General features: G+C 68.8%; 15 protein-coding genes. 7 read left to right on the forward strand and 8 right to left on the reverse strand.

The window, feature by feature from the left end; genetic code table 11:
* The first annotated feature begins 410 nt into the window (after positions 1-410).
* A complete protein-coding gene (locus J2X34_RS15875) occupies positions 411-947 on the forward strand; it encodes an MFS transporter (RefSeq protein WP_254622788.1) in 537 nt (178 codons plus the stop codon).
* On the opposite strand, the gene J2X34_RS15880 is transcribed toward J2X34_RS15875, so the two are convergent.
* Positions 890-1,522, reverse strand: a complete 633-nt coding sequence (locus J2X34_RS15880; protein WP_254622787.1) for a TetR/AcrR family transcriptional regulator — start codon at positions 1,520-1,522, stop codon at positions 890-892. The two genes, J2X34_RS15875 and J2X34_RS15880, sit on opposite strands and share 58 nt — an antisense overlap.
* Positions 1,523-1,701: 179 nt before the next feature.
* Here J2X34_RS15880 and J2X34_RS15885 point away from each other — a divergent pair, with 179 nt between their 5' ends.
* Positions 1,702-4,041, forward strand: a complete 2,340-nt coding sequence (locus J2X34_RS15885; RefSeq protein WP_429518284.1) for an arylsulfatase — start codon at positions 1,702-1,704, stop codon at positions 4,039-4,041.
* Positions 4,042-4,108: 67 nt separating this feature from the next.
* Here J2X34_RS15885 and J2X34_RS15890 read toward each other — a convergent pair whose 3' ends face one another.
* From J2X34_RS15890 to J2X34_RS15915, 6 genes are all read right to left on the reverse strand, one after another.
* Positions 4,109-5,278 carry a lipid-transfer protein gene (locus tag J2X34_RS15890; protein ID WP_114723656.1) on the reverse strand — a complete coding sequence of 390 codons (1,170 nt, stop codon included), beginning with the start codon at positions 5,276-5,278 and terminating at the stop codon, positions 4,109-4,111.
* The gene (locus tag J2X34_RS15895) at positions 5,275-5,697 is read right to left on the reverse strand and encodes a MaoC family dehydratase (RefSeq protein WP_114723657.1); all 423 of its coding nucleotides are present in this window, start codon (positions 5,695-5,697) and stop codon (positions 5,275-5,277) included. Before J2X34_RS15895 ends, J2X34_RS15890 begins: the two co-directional genes overlap by 4 nt.
* Entirely contained in the window at positions 5,698-6,693 is a 996-nt protein-coding gene (locus J2X34_RS15900; protein WP_429518287.1) for a bifunctional MaoC family dehydratase N-terminal/OB-fold nucleic acid binding domain-containing protein, read from the reverse strand. It lies immediately after the preceding gene.
* The gene (locus J2X34_RS15905; RefSeq protein ID WP_114723659.1) at positions 6,690-7,838 is read right to left on the reverse strand and encodes an acyl-CoA dehydrogenase family protein; all 1,149 of its coding nucleotides are present in this window, start codon (positions 7,836-7,838) and stop codon (positions 6,690-6,692) included. Before J2X34_RS15905 ends, J2X34_RS15900 begins: the two co-directional genes overlap by 4 nt.
* Positions 7,823-8,896, reverse strand: coding sequence for an acyl-CoA dehydrogenase family protein (locus J2X34_RS15910; RefSeq protein WP_114723660.1), 1,074 nt, complete (start codon positions 8,894-8,896; stop codon positions 7,823-7,825). The genes J2X34_RS15905 and J2X34_RS15910 overlap by 16 nt, the downstream gene beginning before the upstream one ends.
* A 128-nt stretch (positions 8,897-9,024) precedes the next feature.
* Positions 9,025-11,226 (reverse strand): acyl-CoA dehydrogenase, encoded by a 2,202-nt coding sequence (locus tag J2X34_RS15915; protein ID WP_114723661.1) that lies wholly within the window; start codon positions 11,224-11,226, stop codon positions 9,025-9,027.
* A gap of 93 nt (positions 11,227-11,319) precedes the next feature.
* Between J2X34_RS15915 and kstR the strand changes: the two genes are divergently transcribed.
* Positions 11,320-11,958, forward strand: a complete 639-nt coding sequence (gene kstR / locus J2X34_RS15920) for a cholesterol catabolism transcriptional regulator KstR (protein ID WP_114723662.1) — start codon at positions 11,320-11,322, stop codon at positions 11,956-11,958.
* A 68-nt stretch (positions 11,959-12,026) separates the two neighbouring features.
* The gene (gene otsB, locus J2X34_RS15925; RefSeq protein ID WP_429518290.1) at positions 12,027-14,588 is read left to right on the forward strand and encodes a trehalose-phosphatase; all 2,562 of its coding nucleotides are present in this window, start codon (positions 12,027-12,029) and stop codon (positions 14,586-14,588) included.
* Between the two features lie 7 nt (positions 14,589-14,595).
* Here the strand turns inward: otsB and J2X34_RS15930 are convergent, their stop codons facing one another.
* On the reverse strand, positions 14,596-15,687 hold the full coding sequence (locus J2X34_RS15930; protein WP_114723664.1) for a LacI family DNA-binding transcriptional regulator: 1,092 nt from the start codon (positions 15,685-15,687) through the stop codon (positions 14,596-14,598).
* 180 nt (positions 15,688-15,867) lie between these two features.
* Here J2X34_RS15930 and J2X34_RS15935 point away from each other — a divergent pair, with 180 nt between their 5' ends.
* From J2X34_RS15935 to J2X34_RS15945, 3 genes are read left to right on the forward strand one after another with little or no spacing between them, the layout of a single operon-like run.
* Positions 15,868-16,821, forward strand: a complete 954-nt coding sequence (locus tag J2X34_RS15935) for a metal ABC transporter solute-binding protein, Zn/Mn family (RefSeq protein ID WP_258558111.1) — start codon at positions 15,868-15,870, stop codon at positions 16,819-16,821.
* Complete coding sequence (locus tag J2X34_RS15940) at positions 16,818-17,690, forward strand: metal ABC transporter ATP-binding protein (protein WP_429518293.1); 873 nt, start codon at positions 16,818-16,820, stop codon at positions 17,688-17,690. The genes J2X34_RS15935 and J2X34_RS15940 overlap by 4 nt, the downstream gene beginning before the upstream one ends.
* Positions 17,687-18,568 carry a metal ABC transporter permease gene (locus J2X34_RS15945; protein ID WP_114723666.1) on the forward strand — a complete coding sequence of 294 codons (882 nt, stop codon included), beginning with the start codon at positions 17,687-17,689 and terminating at the stop codon, positions 18,566-18,568. The genes J2X34_RS15940 and J2X34_RS15945 overlap by 4 nt, the downstream gene beginning before the upstream one ends.
* The last annotated feature ends 114 nt before the right edge of the window (positions 18,569-18,682 follow it).

An 18,682-nucleotide genomic window follows, 5' to 3' on the forward strand; every position in this document is an offset into this window, starting at 1 on the left:
GACGAGGGACATCCTCGGCAAACTATCAGTCAGTGACTTAACTCGTCAAGACACTGACTTAATTCTTTAAACTAGCTGCACAGGAACACTATTGAGTGGCCACTCGAACCCGTACCACGAAGGCGATCCTCCCGTTTCCACTGAGCGGGACCGCGATCACACGCGTCCCGACACTGTGACTAAGCCCCCCCTGGGGCGCCCACCCGCCCGCCCCATTCCTCATTGAACGCGCCGCCGCCTGGCACTATCACTCGACGACGAAACTATCTGCGCCCCAATATCACCGAGCGCATGCGTCGTCGATCTCTACCGACCCAAAGGACAACGATGGCGCTCGCTCTCACTTCAGTTCGAGGCAATGTTCCTCGAGCCCGAATGTCTCGATCGTCACGCTCACCGGGGCAACGCTCATGCCGCTCATCGGGAAGGCGTCGGACAAGATCGGCAAGAAGCGGGTGATCCTCGGCCTGGCCGGCGTCTTCGTGCTCGGCAGCGTTGTCTGTGCAACTGCAGACTCGTTTGCCGTCCTGCTCGCCGGTCGCGCACTGCAGGGAGTTCTCGTCGGGATCGTCGCGCTCTCGTACAGCCTCGTGCGCGACATCATGCCCCGCGACTTCGTCCCTGTCGCTCTGGGCATGGTCGCGACGGGTATCGGCATGTCCGCCGTCGCAGGACCGTTCATCGCCGGCTGGTTGATCGACGGGTTCGGTTTCCACGGGATCTTCTGGTTCATGGCGATCCACGCCGTCCTCTACGCGGACACGGCGCTCTCACGCGGCTTCCTGTACGCGGGAGCCGTCGGGCTCGTGGGCATCGCCGTCGCGCTCGTGATGAAGCACGGTCGCAAGCCTGCCACCGGTGGACTGGCGACCCCGGCCCCCGCCGGACTTCAGGCCGAGGCCGATTCCGGAGCCTCCAACGCCCCCACCGACATGTCGATCAGATGACGCACGGTCTCGTCGAAGTCGGTGTCCACGACCGGGTTCCCGCTGTTGCGCCGCTGCTCGAACACCGCGAGCGCCGACACCGCCATGTTGAGCATCAGGTCCACACGAACGACCGCGACACGGCGCGGCAGGTGACCGAGTGCTCGCATCAGCCTGGTGGACACCTCGCGGCTGACCTCCGTGACGTCGGACAGTTCCGTGTTCGCGATGTCCACCGACGGGGATACGCGAGCGATGAACTGTGCGTAGTACGAATCGGTCCCGGAGGTCCGGAGATAGTCGGCGAGCGGCACGACGACGGCCTCGACGAGTCCACGCACGTCGTGCCCGAGTCCCTCCTCGTCCAGTTTCGCCAGGAAGGCCGCGCGACTGAGATTGATTTCCCGCATGCGCCTACGGAAGACCTCGAGAACGAGACCGTCCCGCCCGCCGAAGTGGTACTGCACGGCCGAGTTGTTCTTCTGGCCGGCAGCGGCGGCGACGTCGCGCATCGACACGCCGTCGATGCCACGCTCGGCGAACATCCGCTCGGCGACCTCGATCATCGCGCTCTTCGCATTTCCGGGATTCGACACGCCGCGAGACTAGTAAGTCGGCGCTTTAACGGTCAAGGCGTGGCGGGTACGCTCCCCCGCATCTCCGGCACGACGGAGAACCGCTGCTCAACCTGCTGCCCACACACTCGAGACGAAACCAGCTTCGCCGCAACGAAACCGAACGCGTTTCCCCGTTCCATCATCCAGAGAGGCGCACCATGAATCGGCATTCGATTCCTATCGTCCGCACCGACCCGCATATCTCCGCCGCGGTCGACTACCGCGATCAGCAGGAACCGTTCACACGTCCGCAACCGGTGCGCCCACCGGAGGGCGCACCCAACGTCCTGCTGATCATGCTCGACGACGTCGGTTTCGGTACCGCGTCGGCATTCGGCGGTCCGTGCCGCACGCCCACCGCCGATCGACTGGCCGCGGACGGCGTCAAGTACACCCGCTTCCACACCACGGCGCTGTGCTCGCCGACCCGCGCGGCGACGCTCACCGGACGCAACCACCACAGCGTCGGCTTCGGCGTGATCGCCGAACAGGCCACGGCGGCACCGGGTTACAACGGGACCCGTCCGGCCTCGGCGGCGACGGTGGCGCGAATCCTGCAGGGCAACGGGTACGCGACCGGCGCCTTCGGCAAGATGCACCAGACGCCGACGTGGGAGATCAGTGAGGCGGGGCCGTTCGACCGATGGCCCACCCGTGAGGGTTTCGATCGCTTCTACGGCTTCCTCGGCGCCGAATCCGACCAGTTCTCCCCGGTTCTGTACCGCGACTTCACCGTCGTCGATCCGCCGTGCTCGCCCGAAGAGGGCTACCACATGTCGGAGGACCTGGTGGACCGCGCGATGGAGTGGATCGAGTCGGTCGGCACGATGGACCCGGACAAGCCGTGGTTCTGCTACCTGCCGTTCGGCGCGTGCCACGCCCCACTGCAGGTGCCGGACAGCTATCTCGACAAGTACCGCGGCGAGTTCGACCACGGCTGGGACCGCCAGCGGGAGATCACCCTCGAGCGGCAGAAGCAGCTCGGGGTGGTCGCGCCGGACACGGAGCTCGCCCCGTGGGCGCCGGACCTGCCGCACTGGGACGATCTGGACGCCGACCAGAAGAAGGTCTCGGCCCGGCTGATGGAGCTGTACGCGGCCTTCCTCGAGCACACCGACGACCAGGTCGGCCGGCTCGTCGACCGGCTGCAGGAGACGGGTGCACTCGACAACACCCTGGTGCTGTACATGCTCGGCGACAACGGCGCGTCCGCCGAGGGCGGCATGGAGGGCTCGTTCAACTACCTCGCCGGGCTCAACGGCTACAAGCAGACCACCGCCGAGGTGCTCGAGAAGTTCGACGAACTGGGCACCCCGACGAGCTACCCGCACTACCCGGCGTCGTGGGCGATGGCGCTCGACACCCCGTACCAGTGGACCAAGCAGGCCGCTTCCCACTACGGCGGCACCCGCAACGGGCTGATCGCGCACTGGCCCGAGGGGATCGCCGAGTCCGGCATCCGCGACCAGTGGCATCACTGCGTGGACATCACCCCGACGATCCTCGAGGCGGTGGGCGTGCCGGCGCCGGACACCGTCGACCGCGTGCCGCAGAAGCCCATGGAGGGTGTCGCGATGAACTACACGTTCGCCGACGCCGACGCCGAGGACCGGCACACCACGCAGTACTTCGAGATCTACGGCAACCGCGGCATCTACGACCACGGGTGGACGGCCGTGACGCTGCACCGGGCACCGTGGCTGATGGCGACGCACGGACTGCAGCTCCCTGCGTTCGACGAGGATCGATGGGAGCTGTATGACACCACCGTCGACTGGTCGCAGGCCCGCGACCTGGCGGCCGAGTACCCGGAGAAGCTCGAGGAACTCAAGCAGAAGTTCCTCGTCGAGGCGGCGCGCTACCAGGTGCTCCCCCTCGACGACCGCACCGTCACGAGGAACGCTGCACCCAAGGACCGCCCGCCGCATCCGCTGCGCGGACGGACGAGCATCACGTTGTACCCGCACATGAACGGCCTGCCGGAGAAGGCGGCACCGCCGTTCTTCAACCGCTCGTACACGATCACGGCCACGCTCGAGACCGGCGGAAACCCGTGCGAGGGAACGCTGGCGAGCGTGGGCGGCCGGTTCGGCGGCCTGGCCCTCTACGTTCTCGATTCGAAGCCCGTGTTCTGCTACAACTTCAGCGGCGGCGGCCTGACGTTCGTGCGCGGCGAGATACCCCTGACCGCCGAGAACCGCGAGGTGTCCGTCGCGTTCGAATACGACGGCGGTGGGATCGGGAAGGGCGGAACGGCAACGCTTTCCGTCGACGGTGTCGTCGTCGGTACCGGACGGATCGAGAAGACCACCCGCGCGATCTTCAGCATGAACGAGCAGCTCGACATCGGCGTCAACCGCGGCAGCCCGGTGTGCGACGAGGTCGCCGGCCGGTTCGCATTCAGCGGACGCCTCCACCACGTCCGCGTCGACCTGCCCGGTGAGGGCCGACCGGAGACAGCGGAGGAACAGCGCCGCGTCGCCCTCGCGACCCACTAGTCTCTTCGCGCCGTGCGCCCTTCCGGTAGTTCCGACTGCCGGAAGGGCGCACGGGCGCCGCAGGCGCCTACGCCGTGAGCACGAGTCCCGAGGTGGGAACACCGGTGCCGGCGGTGACGAGCACGTTCTCGACGTCTGGAACCTGGTTCACCGAGGTACCGCGGATCTGCCGCACGCCCTCCGCGATGCCGTTCATACCGTGGATGTACGCCTCACCCAGCTGGCCGCCATGGGTGTTGATCGGCAGGCGCCCGCCCAGCTCGATCGCGCCGTCGGCGATGAAGTCCCGGGCCTCGCCGCGACCGCAGAAGCCGAGTTCCTCGAGCTGCATCAGCACGTACGGCGTGAAGTGGTCGTACAGCACCGCGGTCTGCATGTCCGACGGCCGCAGCCCGGACTGCTCCCACAACTGGTCGGCGACCAGGCCCATCTCGGGCAGACCCGTCAGCCCGTCGCGGTAGTAGCTGGTCATGATGTACTGGTCCGGCCCACTGCCCTGTGCGGCCGCCGCGACGATCGCCGGCTTGTTCGGCAGGTCCTTCGCTCGCTCGGGCGACGTCACGACGACCGCGATACCGCCGTCGGTCTCCTGGCAGCAGTCCAGCAGGTGCAGCGGCTCCGCAATGAACCGCGAGTTCTGATGGTCCTCGAGCGTGATCGGCTTGCCGTAGAAGAACGCGGCGGGGTTGACCGCCGCGTGCTTGCGGTCCGCGACCGCGATACGGCCGAAATCCTCACTGGTGGCGCCGTACACGTGCATGTACCGCTGCGCGACCATCGCGACGAACGACGCCGGCGTCCCCAGCCCGTGCGGGTACGAGAAGGCGTTGTCGGTGCCCGACGAGTTCACCTGCTGCACCAGGCCGGCGTTGACCTGCCCGAAGCGTGCGCCCGAGCGCTCGTTGAACGCGCGGTACGCCACCACGACGTCGGCGACACCGGTGGCGACGGCCATGGCCGCCTGCTGGATGGTGGCGCACGCCGCGCCGCCGCCGTAGTGGATGCGGCTGAAGAACTTCAGGTTCGGGATACCGACCGAACGGGCCACCGCCGCTTCGGTGTTGGTGTCCATTGTGAACGAAGTCAGACCGTCCACGTCGGACGGCTTCAGACCCGCGTCGTCGAGTGCGGCCTGCACCGCCTCCGCCGCAAGCCGGAGCTCGCTGCGGCCCGAGTCCTTGGAGAAGTCGGTGGCGCCGATGCCGACAATCGCGGCCTTCCCGGACAACCCGCTCATGCTCGTGCTCCATCCGAGTCGTCGTTCATCACCAGGGTGACCGTGGACGTGATGTGGTCGCCGAGGCTGTCCTTGCCGACCACCTTGACGGTGATCAGCCCGTCCTCGGCGGCCACCACCTCACCCGAGAGATTCAGCGTGTCGTACGCGTACCACGGCACCCCGAGTCGCAGCTTGATCGACGTGATCCGCGCCCGCGGACCGGCCCAGTCCGTGACGAAGCGCTGCACCAAGCCGGTGTCGGTGAGGATGTTGACGAAGATGTCCTTCGACCCGCGCTGCTGCGCCTTGTCCCGGTCGTGGTGGACGTCCTGGAAGTCCCTGGTGGCCAACGCCGTCGAGACGATGAACGTGGGATCACCGTGGATCGAGAGACCCGGCAGCGTGTCGCCGACGGAGATGTCGAGTGCGCTGGTCATTTACGACTCCTTCACTGGACGCCACGCGTACAGCGTCCAGGGTTCGTTCCCGGTCTCGCCATCGCCCGGGAAGTCGAGGAACTGGGCCTGCACCGGCATGCCGACCGCGACCTCCGACGGGTCGACGTCGCGCAGCTCACCGAGCATGCGCACGCCCTCGTCGAGTTCGACCAGGGCCACCACGAACGGCAGCGACCGACCGGGCACCTTGGGCGCGTGGTGGACGACGAAGCTGAACACGGTTCCGCGGCCGGACGCGACGACATAGTCGGTGGTCTCGGTCTTGTCCTTCCACAGCGCCGGCACCGGCGGATGCTGCAGACTGCCGTCGGGGCGCTGCTGGATCCTCAACTCGTGCGCGGCGACACCGTCCCAGAAGAACTGGGTGTCGCGCGACGGCGTCGGGCGCAGCATCCGCGAGGGATCGAGATCCTCGGGAACGGAAGATGATTCCGGCACCTGCGGCGCCTTGGCGGGCGGCGCGAACTTGAGGATGCGGAAGAGCATCTCGGCGACGATCTCGTCGCCGACCTTCCAGAAGTTGCGGGTGGTGAAGAACCAGCCCTCGCCGAGCCCGGTCTTCTTGGGCCCGACCACGTCCTCGAGGGTCGACTCGATCGTCACCTCCTCGCCGGGACGGAGATAGCGGTGGTAGATCTGATCACAGTTGGTCGCGACCACCGACGTGAAACCGGCGTCGTCGAGGATCTGCGTCATCCGACCCAGCGGGTCGTCCTCCTCGCGCACCGCTCCGAGGCCGCGCATGGTCCATACCTGCGCCATCGCCGGAGGCGCGACGATTCCGTCGTAACCCGCTGCGACAGCCGCATTCTCGTCGACATAGATCGGGTTCTCGTCGCCGATCGCCTCGAGCCAGTTGCGGATCATCGGCATGTTCACCGGATCGCGCCCGGCGCGGGGCTTACTGGCACCCCCGGCCTTGACCTGCTCGGCCCCGGCCAGAATCTGTGCGGTCGAATCTGTCGTATCGGTCATCGCGGCACCCTCGGCAGTCCCAGACCGGCCACCGCGATCAACTCGCGCATGACCTCGTTGACACCGCCACCGAACGTGATGACGACATTGCGCTTGATCTGGACGTCCAGCCAGCGCATCAGCGCGGCGGTCTCGGGATCACCCGGGTCGCCGTGCGCGCCGACGATCTCGTCGGCGATCCGACCCACCCGCTGAATGCGCTCGGTGGCGAAGACCTTGGTGGCCGACGCGTCGGCGATGTCGACGTCACCGGTCGCGGCAGCGACCTGCCAGTTCAGCAGCTCGTTGAGGCGGTACGTCGCGTGGATCTCGCCGAGCCCACGTCGGACGTCCGGCAGCGACAACAGATCCCGCTTCGCGGCCCACTCGTACACCTTCTCGTACAGCCCGGCGACGCGGCCGGCCGGCCCGAGCATGACGCGCTCGTGATTGAGCTGGGTCGTGATGAGCTTCCAGCCCTTGTTCTCCTCGCCGACAAGCATGCTCGCCGGCACCCGGACGTCGGAGTAGTACGTGGCGTTGACGTGGTGCGCGCCGTCGGCGGTGATGATCGGCGTCCAGGTGAACCCGGGGTCCTTGGTGTCCACGATGAGGATCGAGATACCCCGGTGCCGCGATTCGGCGTCGCCGGTGCGGACCGCGAGCCAGATGTAGTCGGCGTCGTGGCCACCGGTCGTGAAGATCTTCTGCCCGTTGACGACATAGTCGTCGCCGTCGCGGACGGCGGTGGTGCGCAGGGCCGCAAGGTCGGTGCCGGCGTCGGGCTCCGAGTAGCCGATCGCGAAGTGCACCTCGCCGGCCAGGATCGCCGGCAGGAACTTGCGCTTCTGCTCCTCGGTGCCGTACGTCATCAGCGTCGGGCCGACGGTCTGCAACGTCACCGACGGCAACGGAACATCTGCTCGCACAGCCTCATTGACGAAGATCTGCTGCTCGATCTCACCGAAGCCGCGGCCGCCGAACTCCACGGGCCAGCCGACGCCCAGCCAGCCGTCCTTGCCCATGCGGCGGATCACGTCCCGGTAGGTGGGGCCGTGGCGTTCGGTGAGCATGATCTCGGCCTCGGCCGGCGAGATCAGTCCGGAGAAGTAGCGGCGCAGTTCCGCCTGCAGCTCACGCTGTTCGGGTGTCAGATCGATGAACACCGGGCCCCCACGAGGTCGAGTCGGTACGAGGCGCCGCCGACGAGACGGGCCAGATCCTTGGCAATGGAGAAGTAGCGGTGCATGGGATAGGTGACGTCGACACCGAGCCCACCGTGCAGGTGGTGCAACGTGCGCATCGCGGCGGGCACCTCGGCCGCGATCCAGTACGCCATCACGTCGAGATCGTCCTCGGAGTCCAGGTCCTCGGACACCCGCCACGTGGACGCCAGCGCCGAGACGTGCAGCGTACGGGACGTGACGTACACATCGGCGATCTGCTGGGCCACCGCCTGGAACGCGGCGAGCGGCTTGCCGAACTGCTCGCGGGTGGTCAGGTGGTCGGCCGCCAGGCCGGTGGCGCCGGCGAGGAGTCCGTCGGCGTACGCGCCGAGGCTCGCGAGCGCGATCCGGTTGAGGGTCGCGACACCGTCGAGTCCGTCACCGAGGACGTCGGCGGACGGCACCCGCACCCCGTCGAGCCGGACCGAGAACTCCGGTCCGCCCGCGGAAGTCGCGCTCTTGGTGAGCGTGACGCCGGGAGCGTCCGGGGCCACCACGACAACGCCGGCGTCGGTGGGCACCAGGATCCGGTATGCGATGTCCGCGAACGGCACCGCGACCTTGTGCCCGGTCACGACGACGTGATCGCCGTCCGCGACCGCGGTGGTGGACGGCTTCGCAGGGAACGCCGAACCCTGTTCCGCGACGGCCGCGGTGAGGATCCGTCCGCCCGCGATTCCGTCGAGCAGGGCGTCCTGCTGCTCGGTGGTCCCCAATGCGAGAACCGGGAGGAGGCCGAAGCCCAACGTGGCGAGCGCCGGAACCGGCGCCGCGCCGCGGCCGATCTCGGTGAGCATGGTCGCCACCTCGGCGACGCCCAACCCGTCACCGCCGAGCCGTTCCGGCACCGCGAGCGAAAGCAGGTCCGCCTTCGCGAGCGCCTGCCACAACTCGGCGTTGAAACCACCGGTGTCGGCGGGATCGGAGTGCTCGCGAGCCAACAGGCCCACGACTATCTCCGCCACCGTTTCCTGAGTCTGATCCTGAGAGAAGTCCACGCTGCCAATCCCGCCTGTGATCTAGAACGTGTTCCTGTTCTATCACCTGCAGGTGAATGACGAAAGGCCCGGCGTGGCGAGAACACGTTCATCACGTTCTCGCCACGCCGGGCCCGGACGGGGAACCGTCAGTCGCGCGGCAGCCCCAGCAGGCGTTCGGCAGCCACCGTGAGCAGGATCTGCGTCGTCCCGCCCGCAATGGACAGGCACCGTGTGTTCAGGAACTCGCGGGTGAGCGGCCCCTCGACCCACCCCGCCTCACCGGCGAGCTCGACGGCGAACTCCGCGACCGCCTGACGGTTGCGGACACCGACGAGCTTGCGGACGCTCGACGCGGGCCCCGGATCCTGGCCGTCGAGCTGGCGCAGCGTGGTACGCAGCTCCAGCAGGGACCCGACGAGCGCCTCGGCGATCAGCGCCCCCAGATGGTCGACGGTCACCGGATCGGGATCGCCGGCCAGCTCGAGCAGTTCCTCGACGGCCTTGCCGAGCGACGACCCACCACTCATCGCGACCCGCTCGTTCGCGAGCGTCGTGCGGGCCAGCTTCCAACCGCCGTTCACCTGCCCCACGACGCAGTCGTCCGGGACGAAGACGTCGTCGAGGAACACCTCGTTGAACAGCGCGTCACCGGTGATCTCTCGCAACGGCGAGATGTTGATCCCGGCGGTACGCATGTCGAGCACGAAGTACGTGATGCCCTTGTGCTTGGGCGCGTCCTTGTCGGTTCGGGCCAGGCAGATCGCCCAGTCCGCCTCGCGGGCCAACGACGTCCACACCTTCTGGCCGTTGAGCTTCCAGCCGCCGTCGACCTTCTCGGCCGTCGTCCGCAGTGACGCCAGGTCCGATCCCGCACCGGGCTCGCTGAACAGCTGGCACCACGTGATCTCACCGCGCAACGTCGGCAGTGCGAACCGCTCGATCTGCTCGGGGCTCCCGTGCTCGAGAACCGTCGGCACGGCCCACCAGCCGATCACGAGGTCGGGGCGTTCGATGCCGGCCGCGGCCATCTCCTCGCCGATGAGGATCTGCTGGGCCGCCGACGCGCCGCGTCCGTACGGGCGCGGCCAGTGCGGTGCCGCGTAGCCCGACTCGGCGAGCGCCACCCGACGCTCCGACTCCGGGACGGCGGCCAGCGCGGTCACCTCGTCGCGGATCGCGGCGCGCCCCGACTCGGCCTGCGGATCGAGCTCGGACAGGTCGATCGTGAGGTGCCGGCGGGCGCCCTCCCGCGTCAGGTCCGCGACCCGCGCGCGCCACACGTTGCTGCCGCCGAGGATCTGCTTGAGCGAGACCGCACGCCGCAGGTAGAAGTGCGCGTCGTGCTCCCACGTGAACCCGATGCCGCCGAGGACCTGGATGCAGTCCTTGGCCGTCTGCACCGCGGCGTCGAGCGCGATCGACGCCGCGACCGCGGCCGCGATCGGCAGTTCCGAGGTTCCGGCGCCGCCCGTGTCCGGGTCCGGCAGGGCGTCCTCGGCGGCGACGGCCGCGTCCCACGCGACCGCGCGCGCTTGCTCGACACGGCACAGCATCTCGGCGCACAGGTGCTTGATCGCCTGGAACGAGCCGATCGGCTTGCCGAACTGTTCGCGGATCTTCGCGTAGTCGACCGCGGTCCGCAGGCTCCAGCCCGCGACGCCGGCGGCCTCGGCGGCCGCGAGGGTCGCGGCGAGGTCGCGCACCAGTCCCGGAGCGACACCGCTGACGATGCGATCGGCGGAGACAGCCACACCCTCACAACGGACCCGGGCGGTGCCGCGGCTCTTGTCGAGGATGTCGAGCGGCTCGACGGTCAGCCCCGGTGCCTCGCCGTCGACGAGGCACCACACGGTGCCGTCGGCGGAGTCGCCGGAACGCGCCGACACCAGCACCGCGACACCCGGCTCGCCGCCCAGCGCGTTCCCGGCGTCGCCGGTCAGGACCAGACCGCCGTCGGCGTCCGGGACCGCGGAGACCGCGGGACCGTCGACGACGACCGCACACGGCAACTCGCCCTCGGCGATCTGCGCGGCCCACTGCTTCGCCACGGCGCCGTCGGCGCGCCCGAGGACCAGCCCCGCGAGCGCGGTCGGTAGAACAGGACCGCCCACCAGTTCCGTGGCCGCCTGCTCCAACATCGCGGCCAGGTCGACCACCTGTCCGCCGACCCCACCGACGGACTCCGGAACGCCCACGGCGAACAGCCCCAGGGATGCCACCGAGGGCCACGTACGACGCCAGAAATCCGCAGGTCCTTCACGTAAAATGGTCAGTGGGGCCGCGGAGCGGGCCCACGCCTGAATCGACTCCTGGACGGCCCTCTGCTCGTCGGTGGTGGCGATTGTCACAACGTCTACCCGCCTCTCATAGATGACATTTTCATCTAGAACGTGTTCTAATATGCTCGGCCGTCAAGAGTCAAGGCGTGAAGGAAACTGTCGATGACCACCTCATCCCGATCCCGTTCTACAGGGGGCACGGTCACGACCCTCAGCGAGGACGATCTCAGCTCCAACGCTCAGCGCGAGCGCCGCAAGAGGATCCTCGATGCGACCCTCGCACTCGCCTCCAAGGGCGGCTACGAGGCCGTGCAGATGCGTGCCGTCGCCGAACGCGCCGACGTCGCGGTGGGCACCCTTTACCGATACTTCCCGTCGAAGGTGCACCTGCTGGTGTCCGCCCTCGCGCGTGAGTTCGAGCGGATCGAGTCCAAGGGCAAGATCCCCCCGGGCCGCAGCCCGCTCGAGCGGATGCAGCTCATTCTCGGCCAGATCACCAAGGCGATGCAGCGCGACCCCCTCCTCACCGAGGCCATGACCCGGGCGTTCATGTTCGCCGACGCGTCGGCGGCCGCCGAGGTGGACCAGGTCGGCAAGCTCATGGACACGCTGTTCGCGCGGGCCATGACCGACGGCGAACCCACCGAGGACGAGCTGGCGATCTCCCGCGTCATAAGCGACGTGTGGCTGTCGAATCTGGTGGCCTGGCTCACCCGTCGCTCGTCGGCCACCGACGTCGCGAAGCGCCTGGAACTGACCGTCGAACTGCTCCTCGGCGACGGGTCCCGGACACCCGTGTGACCCGGTGTGGCAGCCGGCACTTCGAGGGCGGCGCGCCAGCGCGCCCGTAATCGCTTAGGTTTGAACCTGTGAGCGCTCTGGATCTGCCGATCGAACTCCGCCGAGCCCTGGCCACCGTGGCACGGACACCCCGCCTGTTGGTGGCGTCCGACTACGACGGCACGATGGCGCCCATCGTCTCGGATCCGGAGAAGGCGTACCCCCACGCCGAGTCCGTCCGGGCCCTGCGTGCGCTGGCCGGACTGGCCGCCACCACGGCCGCCGTGATCTCGGGTCGCGCGCTCAAGGACCTCGCGACGCTGTCCCGGCTGCCCGCCGAGGTCCAGCTGGTCGGCAGCCACGGCTCCGAGTTCGACGTCGGGTTCGTGCACGCGATCGACGCGAATGCCCGCAAGCTCCTGGGCGAGGTCACGTCCGAGCTGTCCCGCATCGCGGACCTGCACCCCGGCGTCACCATCGAGACCAAGCCGGCCAGCGCCGCCCTGCACGTACGCAACGCCAGCCCCGAGGCGGGCGCCAAGGCGCTCGCGGCCGTGCACGCCGAGGCCGCCCTGTGGACCGGCGTACAGGTCACCGAGGGCAAAGCCGTCATCGAACTCGCCGTCGTCGCGACCGACAAGGGCAACGCGCTCGACATCCTGCGTCACCAGGAGGCGGCGACGGCCGCCGTGTTCTTCGGCGACGACGTCACCGACGAGAAGGCGTTCGACCGCCTGCAGGGTCCCGACATCGGCATCAAGGTCGGCGAGGGCGACACGCTCGCCGAATACCGCGTCGACTCCACCGAGGACGTGGCCGCGGCGCTGGCGTTCCTGCTCGAGGAGCGCCGGACGTGGCTGTCGGGCGCGGACGCGCCGCCCATCGAGCGGCTGACGATGCTGGCGAGCCCCCGCTCGGTCGCGCTCATCACGCCCGACGCCAACATGACGTGGCTGTGCCACCCCGAACCGGATTCGGCCGCGGTGTTCGCACACCTGCTCGGCGGCACCGAGGCCGGCCACTTCAGCGTGGGCCCCCAGCGCGAGGCGCTGCCGCTGAGCCAGCAGTACCTCGACGGCACCATGACCGTGCAGACCCGCTGGGCCAGCCTCACGGTCACCGACTACCTGCCGCACGACGTCCAGCCGAGCCGCACCGACCTCACCCGCGTCATCACGGGCCGCGCGAAGGCGGTCGTCAGCTTCGCACCCCGGCCGGAGTTCGGTCAGGTTCCCGTGCAGCTGGAGCCGGACGCCGACGGGCTCCGGGTCTCCGGCACGAGCGAGCCGATGGTGCTGCGCTCCCCCGGCGTGCACTGGGACATCACCACCGACGGCACCCAGCAGACCGCGCTCGCGGTCGTCGACCCGTCGCAGGGCCCCATCGTTCTCGAACTACGTTGCGGCACCGAAGATCTGGGACCCTCACTGCTGTCGGAGCCGGAGCGCCGGGAGATCGCCGAATCGTACTGGCGAGACTGGGTGAACACGCTCGACCTGCCGCCGCTCAAGCCGGATCTGATGAAGCGATCGGCGCTCACCCTCCGCGGGCTGGTGCACGCGCCGAGCGGGTCGATCCTCGCCGCCGCGACAACGTCGTTGCCCGAGGAGATCGGCGGCGTCCGCAACTGGGACTACCGCTACTGCTGGCTGCGCGACGCGGCGCTGACCGCGTCTGCGCTGGTGAGCCTCGGGTCGCTCGAGGAGGCCGAGAACTATCTCGAGTGGGTGCACGGAGTGCTCGAGACGCTGCACGGCCCGGAGCGGCTGCACCCGCTCTACACGCTGTACGGAACCGGCCTGCCGCCGGAGGCGGTCATCGACTCACTGCCCGGCTATGCCGGATCCCGTCCGGTGCGCGTCGGCAACGCCGCGAATCAGCAAGTGCAACTGGACGTGTTCGGCCCGATCGTCGATCTGGTCTCCAACCTGGCGCTGGCCAGGCAGAGGAAGGGCATCACCGGGGACGACGCACTCACCGACCGCGACTGGGAACTCGTGTCCGCGATGGTCGAGGCGGTCGAGCGGCGCTGGAGCGAACCCGACCACGGCATCTGGGAGATCCGCGACAACCCCCGGCACCACGTGTACTCGAAGGTGATGGGCTGGCTCACCATCGACCGCGCGCTCACGCTGGCCGAGAACTTCGGCCGGGAACCCGGCAAGAACTGGGTGGCGCTGCGCAGCGAGATCTGTGAGGAAGTGACCGAGAAGGGGTGGAACGCGGACGTCGAGTCGTACACCGCCGCCTACGACGGCACCGACCTGGATGCGGCCACGTTGTTCATCGGACTGTCCGGGCTGATCGACCCGAAGGACGAGCGGTTCGCCGCGACGGTCGTCGCGACGGAGGCCGAACTGCGCAGCGGCTCGACCGTGTACCGCTACCACCACGACGACGGGCTGCCCGGCACCGAGGGCGGCTTCCACCTGTGCGCCGCGTGGCTGGTGGAGGCGTACCTGCTGATCGGTCAGCGGTCGGACGCCGAGGCCCTGTTCAAGCAGTTGGTGAACGCCGCGGGACCGACCGGACTGCTGGCCGAGGAGTACGACCCCGTCGCCGAACGCTCACTGGGCAACCATCCGCAGGCGTACAGCCACCTGGGGCTGCTGCGGTGCGCGCAGCTGCTCAGCGCGGACATCACGGGCTGAGCACCGGTCAGGGCTCGGGCGGGGAGGCCGCGGTGTGGCCGCGCAACAGCTCCGTCTCGAGCATCTCGACCGTGGTGACGCCCGAGTCCGAGCCGGACAGCAGCAGCGCTCCCGCGCGCCTGCCCTTGTCCTCACCCGGCTGGCGCACCGTCGTCAGACCCTCCCGGAGTGCATCCTCGACACCGTCGAATCCGGTGATCGACAGGCGTCCGGGGACGTCCACACCCTCGCAGCGCGCCCAGTCGAGTGCGCCGAGGGCGAGGACGTCGGTGGTGCACACCAGCGCGGTGATGCGCGGATTGACCGCCAAAGCCTGTGCGGCAGCGGAATATCCGTCCTGAGCCGTGTGCTCGTAGCGTTCGACGACCGTGAGCGCCTCCGGATCGAGTCCCGCCGCCTGCATGGCGTCGTGGATGCCGAGGATGCGCTCGCGCTGGACGTGGAAGTTCGACGCCTGCAGGCGTCCGCTGTCCACGACCTCGTCCGAGCGGTCCCGCCCCAGACGCATGCAGAGCACACCGATCTCCTTGTGGCCCAATGAGATCAGATAATCAGCGACCTTACGCATGGCACCACGGTCGTCGATGCCGATGAGCGATGCGCCCGGCATCTCGCGCGGCTGATCACAGATGACGGTGGGCAGGTGCCGTTCCCGCACCGCTGCCAGGTAGGGGTCGTCGGCGGCGACCGAGTACACGACGAATCCGTCCACGCCGGCCTGCTGGACCACCGCCGCGGCTTCCACCTCGTCGCGGCCGGGGCCGGCCGGGATGAGCAGCAGGCCGTAGCCCGCCTCCTCGCACGACTCGGTGAGTCCCGCGAGGAAGCTCATCGCCGCAGGATCCCGGAAGGAGTAGCTGAGCGCCTCGGTGAGAAGGAGGCCGACAGCGCCGGCGCGGCGGGTCCGCAGCGAGCGGGCCACCGGGTCGGGGCCCGGGTATCCGCGACGCTTGGCCGCGAGCAGCACACGTTCGCGGAGTTCGGCCGAAAGCTGGTCGGGACGGTTGTAGGCATTGGAGACGGTCGTCCGCGAGACCTTCAGCTCGGCGGCGAGCGACGCCAGAGTGGCTTGGCGGCGTGGCTGTCGAGACCTTGGCATAACGGGACGGTAGCGGTTCGGAGGCCGCACGGCGAACTCGGACGCACCTCACATACCACCTGGAGGGACGCGACCTGCAAACTTCCGCTAAAGTGTAAACGGAAACGGTTACCAATAACGTTAAGGGCCCGCGACCGGGCCACCCGATCATCCGATTCGTGACCAGGAGTAGTTGTGCGCATGTCCGGCATGTCCAATGCCTTACGTTCCGCCGCGGCGGCCATCGGGGTGACCCTCGCCGCGGTGACACTGACGGCGTGCGGCAGCTCCCCCGGGTCCGACGGCCAGATCCGCGTCGTCGCCTCCACCAACGTGTGGGGCAGCGTGGCGCAGGCCGTCGCCGGCGACCGCCTCGAGGTCACCTCGATCGTCACCGAACCGTCGGCCGATCCGCACTCGTACGAGGCCAGCCCGGCCGACGCCGCCAAGATCAGCGATGCGTCGCTGGTGATCCTCAACGGCGGCGGCTACGACCAGTTCGTCGAGGACATCATCGAGTCCACCGGCTCCAAGCCCACCGTCGACGCGTTCGACCTCTACGAGGAGCGCACCGGCCCGCACGCGACCGAGTCCGACTCCGAGCACGCGGGCCATTCGCACGGCTCGGTCAACGAGCACGTCTGGTACGACATCCCCACGGTCTCCGCGACCGCCAACGCGATCGCCGCGGAGTTGGGCAAGCTCGATCCCGAGGGCGCCGACGTCTACACCGGCAACGCCGAGGCGTTCCGTGCGCAGCTGCGCCAGGTGTCCGAGACGTCCGCCGGCATCGCGGCCGCACACCGCGACGCTCCCGTCGCGCAGACCGAGCCGATCGCCCACTACCTGCTGCAGGCCGCCGAACTGAAGGACCTCACGCCGGAGGCCTTCACGAGCGCCGTCGAGAACGGCACCGATCCGGCGCCGGCCGCGATCGCCGAGACACGGCAGCTGTTCACCGACAAGAAGGTCCGCGTGCTGGTCTACAACTCGCAGACCGAGGACAAGGTCACCCGCAACATGCGCGAGACAGCCGAGAGCGCCGGCATCCCCGTCGTCGAGATCACCGAGACCCTGCCCGAGGGCACGGACTTCGTGCAGTGGCAGGCACAGACCGCGCAGTCGCTGGCCGACGCCCTGAACTCCGGATCATGAGCACGGTGAGCACCGCGACCGGCGCGGTCGCCGCACCCGCCGTCGAACTGCGCGACGCGCGGTTGTCGTTTGGTGAGCGCACGCTGTGGTCGGGCCTGGACCTGACGATCGAGCAGGGCGAGTTCGTCGCTGTCCTCGGCCCCAACGGCTCCGGCAAGACCTCGCTCATGAAGATCCTGCTCGGCCAGCTCGCACCCACCTCCGGCACCGTGCGGATCGCCGGGACCCCGGCGAGGACCGGTAACTCGCACGTCGGCTACGTCCCGCAGCAGAAGTCGCTCGACGAGGGACTGCCCCTGCGCGGTCGCGACCTCGTCGGCCTCGGCTACGACGGGCACCGCTGGGGTACCGGGCTGTTCGGCCGGGCCGAGCGGCGCAAGGTCGTGGACTCCGCGATCGCGCAGGTGGGTGCCCAGTCCTATGCGGACGCCCCGATCGGGTCGATGTCCGGCGGCGAGCAGCAGCGGCTGCGGATCGCGCAGGCCCTCGTCGGCGACCCCAAGGTGCTGCTGTGCGACGAACCGTTGCTGAGCCTGGACCTCGCCAACCAGCACCGCGTCTCCGAACTGATCGATCGGCGTCGCCGCGAACACGACACCGCGGTGCTGTTCGTGACCCACGAGATCAACCCGATCCTGCCCCTCGTCGACCGCGTGCTGTACCTCGTCGACGGCCAGTTCCGGATCGGCACCCCCGCCGAGGTCATGACCTCCGAGGTCCTGTCCGAGTTGTACCGCACCGACGTCGAGGTGCTGCACGTGCGCGGCCGCCTGGTGGTCGTCGGCACCGGCGACGCGATCGACGCGCTCGGCAGCGGCGGCGGACCCCGCCCCGGCGAGGGCGTCCACCACACCGAGGACCACGCATGAGCAACAAGTTCACTGAGGCGATGTCGCACATGTTCGACTTCTCCGCCACCGCGGATCTGCTGCGGTACGACTTCGTCCAGCAGGCGCTCATCGCGGGCGCGATCCTCGGCCTGCTCGCCGGCGTGATCGGTCCGCTGATCGTGAGCCGGCAGATGTCGTTCGCGGTGCACGGGACGTCGGAACTGTCGCTGACCGGCGCGTCGGCCGCCCTCCTGATCGGAGTCGGTGTCGGTATCGGCGCCGTCGTCGGATCCGTCGTCGCCGCAGTGCTGTTCGGGTTGTTGGGAACCAAAGCGCGTGAACGCGATTCGGTGATCGGCGTCATCATGGCCTTCGGACTGGGCCTGTCGGTGCTGTTCCTGTGGGCATACGATGGCCGCACCGGCACCAGCTTCTCACTGCTCGTCGGACAGATCGTGGCCCCCGGCAACTCCGGCCTGGCGCTACTGCTGGGCTGCGCCGTCGTGGTGATCGGCACGCTCGCCGTGATCTACCGCCCACTGCTGTTCGCGAGCACCGACCCCGATGTGGCCGCCGCGCGCGGTGTCCCGGTGCGCGGCCTGTCGATCGTGTTCGCCGTCCTGGTCGGCATCACCGCCGCCCTCGGTGTCCAGATCGTCGGCGCACTGCTCGTCATGGCGCTGCTGATCACCCCGGCCGCCGCGGCCGGGCACGTCACGGCGAGCCCACTGCGGGCCACGGTGCTGGCGGTCCTGTTCGCCGAACTGGCCGCAGTCGGCGGCATCCTGCTCTCGCTCGCACCCGGCGTGCCCGTCTCGACGTTCGTCACCGCGATCTCGTTCGTGATCTACCTGGTGTGCCGGGCGATCGGTGCGTCACGGCGCCGATCCGCCGGGCGGGTACTCGTCACTGCGTGATCGCGGGTGCGACGTTACTGCGTGATCGCGGGTGCGACGTTCCCGTAGTGCCGGGTGTTGCAGTTGCCCCGGATGGCCAAGTCATCCGGGGCACGTGTACTCCACCTCGGCGAT

The organism is Rhodococcus sp. BE178, from assembly GCF_050433545.1.
Lineage (GTDB): Bacteria > Actinomycetota > Actinomycetes > Mycobacteriales > Mycobacteriaceae > Prescottella.